General features: G+C 46.3%; 11 protein-coding genes. 5 read left to right on the forward strand and 6 right to left on the reverse strand.

Annotation, left to right across the window (positions count from 1 at the left end; all coding sequences use genetic code 11):
* Positions 1 to 269: 269 nt before the first annotated feature.
* From FM038_RS02935 to FM038_RS02945, 3 genes are all read right to left on the reverse strand, one after another.
* Complete coding sequence (locus tag FM038_RS02935) at positions 270 to 1673, reverse strand: tetrathionate reductase family octaheme c-type cytochrome (protein ID WP_142871883.1); 1404 nt, start codon at positions 1671 to 1673, stop codon at positions 270 to 272.
* A gap of 43 nt (positions 1674 to 1716) precedes the next feature.
* On the reverse strand, positions 1717 to 3441 hold the full coding sequence (locus FM038_RS02940; protein WP_142871884.1) for a DUF3373 domain-containing protein: 1725 nt from the start codon (positions 3439 to 3441) through the stop codon (positions 1717 to 1719).
* A gap of 209 nt (positions 3442 to 3650) precedes the next feature.
* The gene (locus FM038_RS02945) at positions 3651 to 3980 is read right to left on the reverse strand and encodes a c-type cytochrome (protein WP_142871885.1); all 330 of its coding nucleotides are present in this window, start codon (positions 3978 to 3980) and stop codon (positions 3651 to 3653) included.
* A gap of 559 nt (positions 3981 to 4539) precedes the next feature.
* Between FM038_RS02945 and norV the strand changes: the two genes are divergently transcribed.
* A complete protein-coding gene (gene norV, locus FM038_RS02950; protein WP_142871886.1) occupies positions 4540 to 6039 on the forward strand; it encodes an anaerobic nitric oxide reductase flavorubredoxin in 1500 nt (499 codons plus the stop codon).
* Complete coding sequence (gene norW / locus FM038_RS02955) at positions 6036 to 7181, forward strand: NADH:flavorubredoxin reductase NorW (protein WP_142871887.1); 1146 nt, start codon at positions 6036 to 6038, stop codon at positions 7179 to 7181. Before norV ends, norW begins: the two co-directional genes overlap by 4 nt.
* A 370-nt stretch (positions 7182 to 7551) precedes the next feature.
* Here the strand turns inward: norW and FM038_RS02960 are convergent, their stop codons facing one another.
* On the reverse strand, positions 7552 to 8271 hold the full coding sequence (locus FM038_RS02960; RefSeq protein ID WP_142871888.1) for an SDR family oxidoreductase: 720 nt from the start codon (positions 8269 to 8271) through the stop codon (positions 7552 to 7554).
* A 256-nt stretch (positions 8272 to 8527) separates the two neighbouring features.
* Between FM038_RS02960 and FM038_RS02965 the strand changes: the two genes are divergently transcribed.
* Together FM038_RS02965 and FM038_RS02970 are read left to right on the forward strand one after the other, a co-directional pair.
* A complete protein-coding gene (locus FM038_RS02965; protein ID WP_142871889.1) occupies positions 8528 to 9433 on the forward strand; it encodes a LysR family transcriptional regulator in 906 nt (301 codons plus the stop codon).
* Positions 9434 to 9678: 245 nt separating this feature from the next.
* Positions 9679 to 10887, forward strand: coding sequence for a conjugal transfer protein TraF (locus FM038_RS02970; RefSeq protein ID WP_142871890.1), 1209 nt, complete (start codon positions 9679 to 9681; stop codon positions 10885 to 10887).
* A 285-nt stretch (positions 10888 to 11172) separates the two neighbouring features.
* Here the strand turns inward: FM038_RS02970 and FM038_RS02975 are convergent, their stop codons facing one another.
* On the reverse strand, positions 11173 to 11910 hold the full coding sequence (locus tag FM038_RS02975) for a sulfite exporter TauE/SafE family protein (protein WP_142872902.1): 738 nt from the start codon (positions 11908 to 11910) through the stop codon (positions 11173 to 11175).
* 98 nt (positions 11911 to 12008) lie between these two features.
* Positions 12009 to 12323, reverse strand: a complete 315-nt coding sequence (gene metJ, locus FM038_RS02980; protein WP_005500679.1) for a met regulon transcriptional regulator MetJ — start codon at positions 12321 to 12323, stop codon at positions 12009 to 12011.
* Positions 12324 to 12555: 232 nt separating this feature from the next.
* On the opposite strand from metJ, the gene metB reads away from it, so the two are divergent.
* On the forward strand, positions 12556 to 13716 hold the full coding sequence (metB, locus tag FM038_RS02985) for a cystathionine gamma-synthase (protein WP_142871891.1): 1161 nt from the start codon (positions 12556 to 12558) through the stop codon (positions 13714 to 13716).
* Positions 13717 to 13734 lie beyond the last annotated feature (18 nt).

Consider the following 13734-nt stretch of genomic DNA (forward strand, 5'->3'; position numbering starts at 1 on the left):
AGTGCCAATTTGTATTACTGCTTTATAGGCTCTCAGGGAGCAATTACGGCTATTTAAAACACCTAGATGGGACAAGTTGGCCATAGCGTATGCCAGCCTGTATCTAATTGGGTATTATCAGCGAATGCTAATACGGAAGCTTAGGAGCGTTAAGGTTCGATGTGTTCAATGTTAGATAGGTGTTTGTGATAAAAGGTCAACCGCCCCAAGGATAGTGGGCGATTGACAAAAGTGTACCTATTTGGGGTTGGGTACATAACAGGTTATAGCTAGTTTACATGGCGTATTCCTTGCTTATTGATCATTGGGTCGCCCTCATAACCCAGTGCTTGCCAGTTCATGCGAGTGCCTTTCTTATGACAGTCGTTACACTTAAGGGCTTCCTCTTTTGGAGAGACCATGTGGTTGATACGCCACCACATCTCTGTTGCTGCAAAACCATATTCGCCACTGTACTCAAGGCCTTTTTTGACCATAGTTTCATTGGCCTGCATACCGAGTTTAGCGGCAAGGTCCCAATCAAATTCGCTCCAGTACCCCCCCTCACCAAATGTTTTGGCTGTGATGAAGATGTCGTGCTTCTTATCGTAGATCTGCTTACCCTTGTGTACCTTGAAGGGGTAGATCTTGGCCTTGGGATCCTTAATGTCACCCAATGGATAGGTCAGTTTAGTGACTTGGCTGGGATCCATCTTATCGCCCGCCATATAGGCATCGGCGCTGCCGTTGAACCAGGCATAAGTAGGTTCAACCATCTTGCCCCACACGAAGTTGCCCTTTTTCTTCTGGAAGGTTTTTTTACCGTACTTATCTTTAAGTTCGGGTCTGTCTTCTCCGGCGCTTGACCAGTCCCAGCTTAGCTTTGTCGGCTCATTTTTAGCAAAGAATGGAATATGACAAGTTTGGCAGGCAAGTGTTGCCGTGTGCGTGTTGATACGCTTGCTTTTATGGGGAGTATTTTCATGACAATTCTCACAGCCGATATGATCGAGGCCACCTGGTGAGACGCCCATGGCATTACCTGTGATCTGGTGCTGCTCAGTCGTGTGACAAGCCTGGCATTGGAAGTCATTACCGTCGGTATCCATATGTACATCTGTGGCTTTGTCGGGATAAGACATGGATGAGTCAAGATCGCCATGCTTCACCGCATCGCCACCACCACCATAGAAATGACAGCTACCACAGTTATCACGCACCGGAGCCCCCACGTTTTGTGCGACTCGCTCCAGGTTGACTTTAGCCAGAGGCTCTCCGGCGCCAACGGGATCTTTAACGTAAGTCCCTGTGGTGTCGTGACAAACCAGACAATCGACCTTAGTCATATCGGTAAAGTCGAAGTTATTGTCTTTCCAGCCATAGCCCGCATGACAACTGGTACATCTAGGCTCGTTACCTGAGATAGAAGTACAGAAGTTATTGATACTATTTTTCTTACCACGTTTGACCGTACGGCCCGGCAGTTTTTGTTCCAGCTCCCAGGTCCAATGTGACGACTTCATAAAGTCTATAGCATGATCTTCATGACATTCTATGCATTGCTGGGTCACTTGAGTCCCTTCGGTGAAGGGGCCCTCGATATAGTCTTTATGTTGATTCGCTGCGCTGGCTGAGCCACTGAATAAAGACAGGGCTGCCAACGCTAGGGCGAAGGGGATTAGAGTAAGTTTCATATTTTTTCTCCCACCCCGGCCGAAGCCGAGGGGCTGAGCTGGACTAGAAGTTAACGGTCAAAGATGCATTGAGATCAAATGCGGTATCGACAACAGGGAGCATGGAGTAAGCGCTGCCTGCGATAACCTCATCAATCTCTTGTGGTGCGCCGACGGGGGTGCCACTGCCTGTATACTCGAAATCGTAATAGAGGCCAGCGAGTTTGATGAACATGCGCGGGTTGATATCGAACATATAGTAAGCCTCACCCACATGTCCTCGAGTCGCTAACTTGCTACCGATAGGATCGTCTTGTGCCTGAGTGAAGGGGGTCCAATACTTAGAGCCATAGTTATACTCGAGACCGAACTTACCGTAAGGTGCAGGAATTTGAATACCTGCATAGAAACCGTAGCCATCTTTTGCACCGCTATCGTCGGCCGCGCTTGGCATCATGATAATTTCGCTAGCATCGGCATTGAGCTGAGCTTCAAACACGGCATCACTGAGCATGCCGCCGAACATACCTGCATTACCGTTTCCATCGGCGCGAGTCCATCCGCCAGAGACAAACCATTTCACATCGTTATCTTCTTCGCGAGTGAAGCCAATTCCACCGAGATAGATATCGCCAATGACACCACTGGGTTGTACCCGAGTCTGGAAGTTAAAGTTGCTGAATTTCTGCATATCTTGGTACATGGTTGGGGCAAAGATACTGGCAAGTTGTGTCGGGAATGCCATGGTGCCTTTGAAGCCATCGTTGACATCTTTGGCGCCGAACAGGGTAAATTGGAGGAAGTTTTTGCCATCATTAATCGCATCGATGTTGAAGCCACCGAGATGGGTGTCCTTAGTGACAATATCACCGAACATCTCGCCGTTACCGAATTGGGACTCGAAGCCTTGACCATAACAGAAGCGAACGACCTGGCCTTCTACACCTGTGATGTCACTCAAGTGATAGCCCGTGGTTAGACCATCGAAGTTAAAATTCACTAAGTGTCCCGAAGGTGTGCCACCGCGCTTCTCATTTTCACGATACTGGGTTGGTGGACCATAGGTTGAAGGTCGGCGTCCGATAGAGAGATAGAGTGGTGAGCCATTGATATTCTTCCAGTCGAAATAGGCACGTTCTACCCGTAAAAAGTCACCGCTTGGATTACCGCTGTTACTGCCATCCATGGTGAATGAACGCCAGGAGTCAAATACCTGCACACCAGTTGAGTCGCCCCAGTTTTTGTACATGCTCAGACGCCCCGAAAAACTGACGTTATCCCATACTTTGGCTTTCAGGTTCAGCCTGAGTCTGGTGGTGTAGAAGATATCGTTATCGATATCGTTATCGATATCTTGAGTTGTCTTCTGTGCTAAGACATAAGGCATGATCCCTTGTAGTTGACCACTCTGAAATGCTGCCGCTAGATTCGGATCGGCTGCCATCATCTTACCCAAGGGTGAAGTCGGGTCGTTTGGCATACCAAATGTGCCCGACATCGCCTTAGCGCCGAAGTCGCTGAAATTCACCTTTATCGCTGGGTTCCAGGTGACATTTTGATAATGGAGTGAGTGTGCTTTGGTGCGAAAATCCCCCGTGATAAGAATTCTGTCGAGTGCCGAGTGACGTTCATTGTTATCGACACGATCATTGATATCGTCGAGTTCAGTGGTGATATCTTCGAGCTGTTTTTTCAGCTCGGCAATCTTTTGGTTGTCAGTATCACCGGCATAAACCGATCCTGATAGTGCCAGTGCATTTGCAACGAGTAGTGATATTAAGGTTCTCATAACATCTCCTTGGGAGTGCTCGATCGAATTTTAGTGCTTGTCGAGTCGCTCATGAGCTAGGGCCTTAATTAAGCTTCAGACCTTATCTCTATTGATTAAAATCTGACTAACTGTTAACAAATTCAGGCTGATGGGAGGCCTGGGGAGTTCCCCCATATTTTTAAATTTGTCTTGATTAGTCTTTGATTAGTGCTTAATGGTTAACTCTATTAACCGCAGGTTTGTGGTTGGTCCGAGTCGGCCGCATGGTCGTAAAGGAACTGTTGAATATCTTTTAGATCCTTGTTAGACAGCGCATTGAAGGCTTCCTGATCGCCTTTATGTTTCAGACGCTTAAAGTAGCGATCCCACTGGCTCATGGTCTTACTCATTGGAGTGAGTTCTCCAGCTGTGTCACCTTGGCTGTGACAAGATTTACACTCTTTCTTGTACAGGTGCTTCCCCTTCTTAGGATTGCCCCCATCTGCTGCGTATACCTGAGCACTAAATGAGAATGCGAGTAGGATACATGCGCCTATTTTTATTGTCGGTTTCATCATCTTTTCCTTAGTCATCGGAGTACGTGACTTAACTTACTGTTAGCAGAACCGTTCTGCCTTGTTACGTAACTTATCAAAATGGAGTAGATGTTAACTTGATGTTGATCACTATTCATTATAAAAATCTAATTGATAAAAATATCATGAATAAAAATCTAATGAATGGTATTTGTGGGTTATTCCATTGAATTAGATGATATTTATTTTTATTGGTTTTATTTTCACGATTTAATTTAAATATTGATAAGTCAAAAATGAGATTTGAATCACTATTTTTATATCACTTAAGTAATAGTCGATATGTGGAGGTTGTTAAGGTTTTAACGGCTAGTGTAATTTCATCTGTGGCTTTGTCGTTTTGACATCGCTAGTCAAATTGAATCTAGATGTCTTTATGACACCACCATGTCATAAGGACATTTATTTTAATTGTCCTTATGACATTAATTCCCGGTGGGTAAAATGTAAAACACTTTAAATATAGTGAGTTATAACTTTGGCCCGGCTTGTGCAATAGGCTATTCAAGTTTAATAATTTAAGCATATTTGAGGTTTTACCATGGCTATTAAGGTCAAGAACAATATTCAATGGGTCGGTCAACGTGATTGGGAAGTACGAGATTTTCATGGTACTGAATATAAGACGGAAAAGGGTACCAGCTATAACAGCTATCTGATCCGAGAAGAGAAAACGGTACTGATCGATACCGTCGATCACAAGTTCTGTCATGAATTTGTGCAAAATTTGGAGCTGGAGATCGATCTGAAACAGATCGATTATATTGTCATTAATCACGCCGAAGAAGATCACGCTGGCGCCTTGGCGGCACTGTTGGCAAAAATCCCAGGCACACCTATTTACTGCACCGAAAATGCCATCGACTCTATTACTGGGCATCATCATCACCCTGAGTGGAATTTCAATATCGTTAAAACTGGCGATAGCTTGGATCTGGGCAACGGTAAGCAATTGATCTTCATCGAGACCCCAATGCTACATTGGCCCGACAGCATGATGACCTATATGACTGAGGATGCCGTGCTGTTCAGTAACGACGCCTTCGGTCAGCATTACTGTGACGAGCGCCTATTTAACGATGAGGTCGATCAGACTGAACTGATGGATCAATGTCTACGCTATTACGCCAATATCCTCACCCCATTCAGTCCCTTGGTGACCGCGAAGATCCAAGAAGTACTTAGTTTCAACTTGCCTGTCGATATGATTGCTACCGCTCACGGCGTAGTGTGGCGTGAAGATGCAACACAGATTATTCATAAATATCTAGAATGGGCCGATGAATATCAGGAAGACAGGATCACAATTTTTTATGATTCTATGTCTAACAATACTCGCATGATGGCAGATGCCATAGCGCAAGGGATCTATGATGTCGATCCCCAAGTTGCGGTGAAAATTTTTAACGTTTCCCGTCACGATAAGAACGAGATCTTGACCGGCCTATTTAGATCTAAGGGGGTACTTGTTGGCTCATCGACCATGAACAATGTGATGATGCCTAAGGTGGCCGGCATGCTGGAGGAGATCACGGGTCTACGTTTTAAGAATAAGAAGGCTGGCGCCTTCGGCAGTTTCGGTTGGAACGGTGGTGCAGTTGACCGTATCCACACTCGTCTGACCGATGCCGGTTTTGAAACAGTGCTTGGGTTGAAGACTAAATGGAAGCCAGATGGCAAGGCGCTGTTGGCATGTCGTGAGCATGGTAAAGAGGTCGCGCGCCAATGGGCTTTACATCCCCTTCAAGCACTCGATACCAAACAAAATACACCGGCAGTCAATGATCCTGTGATACCAGCCAAGCAGCCAGCAGAAACAGCCAGCCAAGCCGAAGTGGCTAGCGTCAGTACTACGGATTTTGCAGGGCAGAGCCTGGTATGTACTGTGTGTCAGTGGGTCTACGATCCTGCATTGGGAGAGCCTAACCAAGATGTCGCCCCAGGCACTGAGTGGCAAGATGTGCCGGACTATTTTCTTTGTCCTGACTGTAGTTTAGGAAAGGCTGTTTTTGAACCGCTTGCTAAAGAGGCCGCAGCATGAGTCTGCCTATAGTGATTATAGGCAGTGGTTTTGCCGCTTATCAGTTAGTGAAGACGCTACGCCGGCAAGATACACAACAGGCGATCACTGTGATCACCGCCAGCTGTGGCGATGATTATGCGAAACCCGATCTGAGCCATGTGTTCACTAAAGGGCAGTCGGCTAATGATCTGATTAAGATGAGCGCCGATGAGTTTGCCAAGACCTATGACATCACTCTGTTGCGTCGTAGCCGGGTAGAGAGTATAGATGCGAGGCAAAAAACGCTGCGCTGTAATGGTGAGTCGATTGCTTATCAGCAACTGATCTTGGCTACAGGTGCTAAGGCCCTAGTGCCCCCTTTTCAGGGGGACGCGATGGGGCGAATTATTACCCTCAATGGCTTGGAGGATTATGCGGCCTCTGAGGTCGAGCTGAAGAAGGCTCAATCTGTGTTGGTGATAGGCGCTGGCCTGATTGGTACCGAGATCGCAATGGATTTGGCCAGTGCGGATAAGCGAGTGATATTAACCGACAGGGCAGAGGCACTATTACCGAGTCTGTTACCCGATTTTGTCTCTGCGCAACTTTATCAGTCTCTGGGCAATCAAGGGGTGTCGATAGAACTGGGCACCCAAGTTGAAAGTCTGCGACAGGCAGAAGAATCTATCGCCATCAGTCTTGAAAACGGTCATGACTATCGAGTGGATGCTGTGGTGTGCGCTGTGGGACTGCGGCCGAATATTCGTTTAGCGGCAGAAGCTGGACTGAAAACTAATCGTGGTATCGTGGTGGATCGTCAATTGCGCACTTCAGATCCTCATATTTTTGCGCTGGGGGATTGCGCCGAAATTGACGGCAATGTGCTGGCTTTTCTGCAGCCGATACTGATGAGTGCTAATGCGCTGGCAAAAACCTTACTCGGTCAGGCCAGTAATGTGGCGCTACCGCCTATGATGGTTAAGGTTAAGACTCCGCGTCTCCCCATGCAGTTAAGTGGTAATACCGCCAATGCCGATGCAAATTGGCAAGTGAGCGCAAGCAGGGAGGGAATGACGGCCAAAGCCTTCGATGAAGAGCAGCAGCTGATTGGTTTTGTGGTTACCGGCAGTCATATGAAGCAAGGGTTTTCCCTGTTGCGTGAGCTTCCGCCAACATTTTAATCAATACCAATCAGTATAAAGATGTGACCGCTCAGCGAGAGTTTAGCGCTTAAGAGGCAAGGCAACGAGTGAAGAGCATAGTTATTCTACGTTTAAGCTCGTTAACACAGCATCAGATGCGCTAAAACTCGCCTTTCAGGAGTGTTTTTGGCTGCCTACTTCTTCGTTGAATAGATTCACAAGGGAACACCATTCCATCACCTATTCACCTTGAATTAGTTTGCCAAAAATAACTCTGAGTAGCTCACTTTCTTATACTGATTGGTATAAACTCAGTTTTATGCCCAAGAAAAACCCCGGTATCAGAGATGACACTGGGGTTTTTAAATAAATATAGAGTCTGTTCAGGCTCTTTGTTTACTATGACTTTCTACGGCTGTTGACGTGTTGGCGCTAATACGATTTCACGTACACAAACATTCTGTGGCTGCTCGAAAGCAAATACAGCAGCATCAGCAACGGCTGTAGGTTCAATCACGCCACCCATAAACTCTTTCCACTCTTGGTAGCCCGCTTTAATCTCTTCATTCGTCGTATGGCTAAGCAGTGCCGTTTCAACCGCACCCGGTGCGATAGTCACCATACGTACATCGTCCATTGCCACTTCTTCACGGATATTTTCCGTTAAGGCATGAACGGCAAACTTAGTTGCACAATAAGCGGCATGGTTAGGGAAGGTTTTACGACCCGCAACAGAACTGATGTTAATGATGGTACCGGTTTTACGGGCTTTCATGCCAGCAAGAACAGCGTGAATACCGTTAAGTACACCCATGACGTTAACGTTTAGCATCTGGCTCCACTCTGCTGGATCTTGCACATCGGCAGCGCCGAGTAACATAAGACCAGCGTTATTGATTAGGCCGCCAACGGGTCCGAATTTTTCTTCAGCTGTCGCAATCGCTGCTTTCATTGCTGTTGCATCAGTCACATCAACACTAATACACAGTGCATTTTCAAGCTTCAATGCTTGCATTGGCTCAACACGACGAGCGAGTAAAAGTAGTGGGTGGCCTTTAGCGCTAAATGCTTGTGCCATTGCTGCACCGATACCAGAAGATGCGCCTGTAATTACGATAAGTTGTTTCATCTGTTTATGCCTTGTAACTGAGTAATAAGGGGGATCGGCGAATGTTTAAGCCGTTCATTTAAGTTGCATGCATTATAGAAGTAGAATCATTGTTGATATATGCCTTAAAAAGAACATGATTATTTCCAGGTGACTACAAATAAAGTAATCTAAGCTAAGCCAGTATTGAGTACGGGTCCTTTATCGAAATCTAGTCAGCAATTGATGAAAGACCAATTAATACTAATGATCGAAATGACTGTGATGAGAGCTGAGCATGGGTAAAAGTGATATAAATCTAGCGGATATTAAGGCGTTTAGCGTGATTGCTGAGCTGGGAAGTTTTACTCGGGCGGCAGAGAAGCTGGATTGCTCACGATCTCACCTTTCGAAGCAGCTGACGAATTTAGAAGCTTGCCTTGGGGTAACGCTGATCACCAGAACGACGCGGGCTCAGCGTCTGACCGAGCAGGGCTCAGCATTTTTTAATCGCTGTAGAGCTGCTTTAGACAGCATTGATCAGGCAGTGGAGATCGCTGTTGATAATGCTCAGAGACTACAGGGAAGCATCAAGATTAACTGTGTCGGTGGCTATCTTGGTGAAGAGGTGGTGGCGAGCTTAATTAATGATTTTATTTTAAAATATCCCGGGATCTCGGTGGAGTTAGATTTTAGCAGTCAGCGGGTCGATCTGCTGGTGGATCAGTTCGATCTGGTTTTCAGGATGGGTGAATTAGAAGATTCTGGGCTGGTGGCTCGTAAGCTGATGGACATTACCAATTTGACGTTAGCATCGCCTCAATATCTAGAAGCTAGAGGAGTGCCTGAAGATCCTAAATCGCTCAAGGCTCATCAATGCATTACCGGCTCAGTCAATAACTGGTCATTTTTCCATATCGACAACAAAGATCGCAAGCTAGATGTGCATATCAATGGTGCTTTTCGCTGTCGTAATGGCAGAGCAATGAAGCATAGCGCAATAGTGGGCAATGGTATCGTTAGGCTACCTAAGGTCTATTGTGCTGAGGAGATAAACAAGGGGCAATTGGTGTCAGTTTTCGATGATTGGCAAATAGCCGATACTCCCTTCTATCTTCTCTACCATAAAGATAAATACCAGCCTGCGTTATTAAGGGAGTTTGTCAGTTTTACTGCCGAGCATTTTAGGGATTACGTGTATTAGCATTTAATCAATAACAGATAAATATCAGCTGTTTAAAAAAGATCAAAATAAATACCCAATAGTGTTGGTTTTTTGAGCGTTTATCGTACACAATTCTGAATGTTGGACTATCTTTAAATTCGACTGTTTATTACATCTCTCTACATTCTTTAATGAACTTATTTCAGAGCGCTAGGCTGAATTTTATTGAGTAAAAGAGAAGGAGTAAACATCAGAAAATAAAAATAAAGATAAGGGCTGAATGGATGAAAATGCTCAAACTCGCACTCTGCTGTGCACTCTTACTTTCTTCGATACTCATTTCGTTGACGGCTATCGCGGGTCAGCAATATTATGAGGCTCGAAGCGATGCTATGGGCGGTGCTGGTGTGGCCTCTTCAAATCGTGAAGGTGCAGCATTTATCAATCCAGCTCTACTTGCTCTCCAAGCGCCTAAGTTCAATAATTTTGCCATGTTACTCCCCGTTGTAGGTGCCGATGGCGCCGATAGCGATCAGATGATCGATAAGTTTGATTCACTGCAAGACTCCTATGATGCTTTAGATGCTGCGATTAATGCGAGTGATGCTGTAGCAGTCGATCTCCATAGAGATGATCTCGTTAACGATCTGGGATCCTTAAAAGATAACAATGCCTATGTCAGTGCTGGCCTGGGCTTTTCAATCGTGCTGCCTACTCATAGAATGCCGATGGCAGTGTTTTATAAAAGCTATATTGATGCCATTGGAGTCGCTGCAATCGCTGAGTCTGATATCGATAGTCTTAATGCATTAGATCCCAATAATCCACCCGTACTCGCTGATTTAGATTCACAAGGAGCTGTGGTTGCCGGTGGGGTGTCGGATCTTGGTGTGGCGTTAAGTTTTCCACTATCTATCGTCAATATGCCTATTGCTATCGGTGTATCGCCTAAGTTTCAACGCATAGATACTTATAACTACGTGGTGAGTGCCAATAACTTTGATTCTAGTGATTTCGATGACTCGCAGTATCGCAATGACGATACGACATTTAATGTCGATGTGGGCATTGCGATGGAGCCGCTATCTGGCTTAACGGTCGGTTTGTCTGGACGCAACCTTATCAAGCAAAATGTTGAAACCATAGAGAGCCAGGGCCGAAAATATACCTACCAAGTTGAGCCTCTTTTTACTGCTGGTGTGGCTTATGACTGGGATAGTCTTACGCTAACTTCGGATATAGATCTTAATGATCATAAACGCTTTAAAGAGTTTAGTGGTACTCAGTATTGGCGTGTAGGAGGAGAGTTGAAGGCGACAGATTGGTTTGCACTGCGTCTAGGTTACCGCCATGACATGAAAGATAATACCGCTAACATCTACTCATTAGGCACTGGCTTTGAATTCGGGCGAGTATTTTATCTCGACTTAACTGGCATGCTAGGTAGCGACGATGCCATCGGCGGGGTTTTACAAACGTCATATCATTTTTAAGAGCAGTTTCGAGGGCGCGACTGCGTCGCTGCGAGGCCGCTTCGCTATGAGTTCGTAAACTCACTTCGAGAGCGGGAACAAGTTCCCTTCGAGTTCGCCAACAAGTTGGCTGCGAGCAAAGAGTAGCAGCCTTTGGCCTGTCTTTTCTCGCAGCAGCTTTGCTGCGTCCTCGCAGGGCGAAGCCCGCACTCGAAGGCCACAGGCCGTCCTCGCAGTGACGAAGTCACGTCCTCGCAGCAGCTTTGCTGCGTCCTCGTAGGGCGAAGCCCGAACTCGTACCTTCTCTTAGCCTAATTCCATTATCGACTTTGCCGCCAATACCGTCGCACAGATTGAACATAATATGAGTGTTGCTTTGCGAGTCCTATCTTTATCAATTCGTCCAACCAGTCTTCCTGCTACTAAGTAACCTAAAATTACAGAGGGTAGCAGCATTAGCGATAGCCAGAGGTGCTTAATACTCAGTAAGCCAGTGATTGCCAGAATAGCTAGAGCTATCATGGAGCTGAAGATAAAGAAAGCCGATAAGGCGGCTCTAAACTGACGGGCATCTTTTCCTGAAAGGAGAATTGCCAGTGGTGGGCCACCGATAGCGGCGATATTGCCAAATACACCAGATATTATGCCTGCGCCAAATAGGCTCTTACGATTCACGGCTATGTTGAGCTTCAGCAAACTCAATATGACTGCCGTGGCAACAATACCCGATATAGCCAGCCCAAGAATGGCTTGTGGTGCATATATCAATAACCCTGCACCGATAAACCCTCCAGGTATTCGCCCAAGTAACGCATATTGCAAGCCATTAAACTCAAGGGCGCCTCGCTCTCGAAATAGGGTCAACAAGGAGATAGAGAAACCCATCATGATAACGGGGGCAGGCACCAATTCAGGATCGACAATATACAGTAGGGGAGAGGCGACGATGGCTAAACCGAAACCGATAAGGCTCTGTGTCAACGCGCCGCAGAAGATGATAAGGGAGGCTAGCGCTAGTGTCGTCGGATCTATCATTGCAAACACGGCGATTTCTCTCAATATTGGGCGATGTCTTGCTAAAACAACTAAGGATCGCATGGCGATCCTTAGTATATGACTGGTAAAGCGTTAAGTGAGTAGGGTTACTCTACATCTTCCCATTCGATACCCATCTGATCCATCAAGCGCTTCACTTCGGCTGGAATGGTATCTGGTTTATCTTTAGATAGATCATCATCGTTAGGCAGAGGTTGGCCTGTGTAAGCATGCAAAAATGCCTCACATAACAGCTCGCTGTTAGTGGCGTGACGCAGGTTATTGACCTGACGGCGGGTGCGTTCGTCGGTAAGAACCTTAAGTACCTTCAAGGGAATAGACACAGTAATTTTCTTTACTTGTTCATTCTTCTTGCCGTGTTCAGCATATGGGCTGATGTAATCGCCATTCCACTCAGTCATTGACTCACCTGTAAATTCAAAATTCGGGGCAGATTTTAACCCTTTAAATTGTGCAGTCAAATTATTGCCTCTTATTTATGACAATTGCAAATAGATTTCTACAAGTTTGGACGTCTAAACGGCTATAACTGGTTGACGCTGGCCTTTCGCTTAGGTACATTTAGACGTCCAGACATCTCTTTCCACTTTTTGTGGTCAGTATGGTGTTCAGTAAATAGTTTAGGAGTAGTAGATGACCGAACGTAAGTTAGCCACAATTGCAGTGCGCCAAGGGATTGAGTCCGATACCCAACATGGTGCCGTGGTGCCCCCTATCTATTTATCTACTAACTACTCCTTCGATGGGCATAAGAATCCCAGAGACTTTGATTACAGCCGCTCAGGTAATCCTACCCGTTCGATTTTAGGTGATGCGATTGCCGGACTCGAAAAAGGGGCGACAGGGGTTGTGACTTGCACAGGTATGGCAGCAATCACATTGGTGACCAGCTTGCTTGGCCCTGATGATCTGCTCGTGGTACCCCATGATTGTTATGGTGGTAGCTACCGTCTGTTTACCAACTTAGCCAAAAAAGGGGCCTTTAAGCTAGCCGTTGTCGATCAGACTGACAATAAAGCGCTTAATGCTGCGATAGCGCAAAAACCTAAGATGGTCTGGCTGGAAACGCCCTCTAACCCTCTGCTAAGAGTGGTTGATATCGAAGAGATCGCTAAAGCCTGTAAGGCCGTCGATGCGTTAGTTGTGGTAGATAATACCTTCCTGTCACCTATTCTGCAGCAGCCCTTGCTACTGGGCGCCGATATTGTTATTCACTCCACCACTAAATACATCAATGGTCACAGCGATGTGGTTGGTGGCGCCGTAGTAGCCAAAGATGCAGAACTCGGCGAGTTGCTTCACTGGTGGTCAAATACCTTAGGGCTGACGGGGTCGGCGTTTGATAGCTATCTGACCCTTCGCGGTATTCGCACCTTAGCGGTGCGTATTCGTGAGCATCAAGCCAATGCTCAGCGTGTTTTAGCTGTGTTAACTAACAGCAATGCGGTCGATAAGGTGTATTATCCAGGTCTTGCCGATCACCCTGGCCATGAGATTGCCGCTAAGCAGCAAAGAGGCTTCGGTGCCATGATCAGCTTCGAGCTTAAAGGTGGAGAAGATGAGCTGGTAGCATTTCTTGACAAATTATCTGTGTTTTCTGTCGCAGAAAGTTTAGGTGGGGTAGAGAGTTTAGTCGCGGTTCCTGCGACAATGACTCACAGAGCTATGGAGCCAGAGGCTCGAGCAGAAGCTGGGGTTAAAGAGACCCTAATCCGTCTTTCAGTGGGTATCGAAGATGCCGACGATTTAGTTGCCGATATTGAAGCTGGACTTGCCGCAGCGGCAAGTTGTTAATTTCGGTAGATAGGAGTT

This window comes from Shewanella eurypsychrophilus, assembly GCF_007004545.3.
GTDB lineage: Bacteria > Pseudomonadota > Gammaproteobacteria > Enterobacterales > Shewanellaceae > Shewanella > Shewanella eurypsychrophilus.

Excerpts from the sequence above, each read along its gene's own strand:
- FM038_RS02965 (WP_142871889.1), top strand. The coding sequence starts at position 8,528 with ATGGGTAAAAGTGATATAAATCTAGCGGATATTAAGGCGTTTAGCGTG.
- norV (WP_142871886.1), top strand. The coding sequence starts at position 4,540 with ATGGCTATTAAGGTCAAGAACAATATTCAATGGGTCGGTCAACGTGAT.
- FM038_RS02935 (WP_142871883.1), bottom strand. The coding sequence starts at position 1,673 with ATGAAACTTACTCTAATCCCCTTCGCCCTAGCGTTGGCAGCCCTGTCT.
- norW (WP_142871887.1), top strand. The coding sequence starts at position 6,036 with ATGAGTCTGCCTATAGTGATTATAGGCAGTGGTTTTGCCGCTTATCAG.
- metB (WP_142871891.1), top strand. The coding sequence starts at position 12,556 with ATGACCGAACGTAAGTTAGCCACAATTGCAGTGCGCCAAGGGATTGAG.
- metJ (WP_005500679.1), bottom strand. The coding sequence starts at position 12,323 with ATGACTGAGTGGAATGGCGATTACATCAGCCCATATGCTGAACACGGC.
- FM038_RS02945 (WP_142871885.1), bottom strand. The coding sequence starts at position 3,980 with ATGATGAAACCGACAATAAAAATAGGCGCATGTATCCTACTCGCATTC.
- FM038_RS02960 (WP_142871888.1), bottom strand. The coding sequence starts at position 8,271 with ATGAAACAACTTATCGTAATTACAGGCGCATCTTCTGGTATCGGTGCA.
- FM038_RS02940 (WP_142871884.1), bottom strand. The coding sequence starts at position 3,441 with ATGAGAACCTTAATATCACTACTCGTTGCAAATGCACTGGCACTATCA.
- FM038_RS02970 (WP_142871890.1), top strand. The coding sequence starts at position 9,679 with ATGAAAATGCTCAAACTCGCACTCTGCTGTGCACTCTTACTTTCTTCG.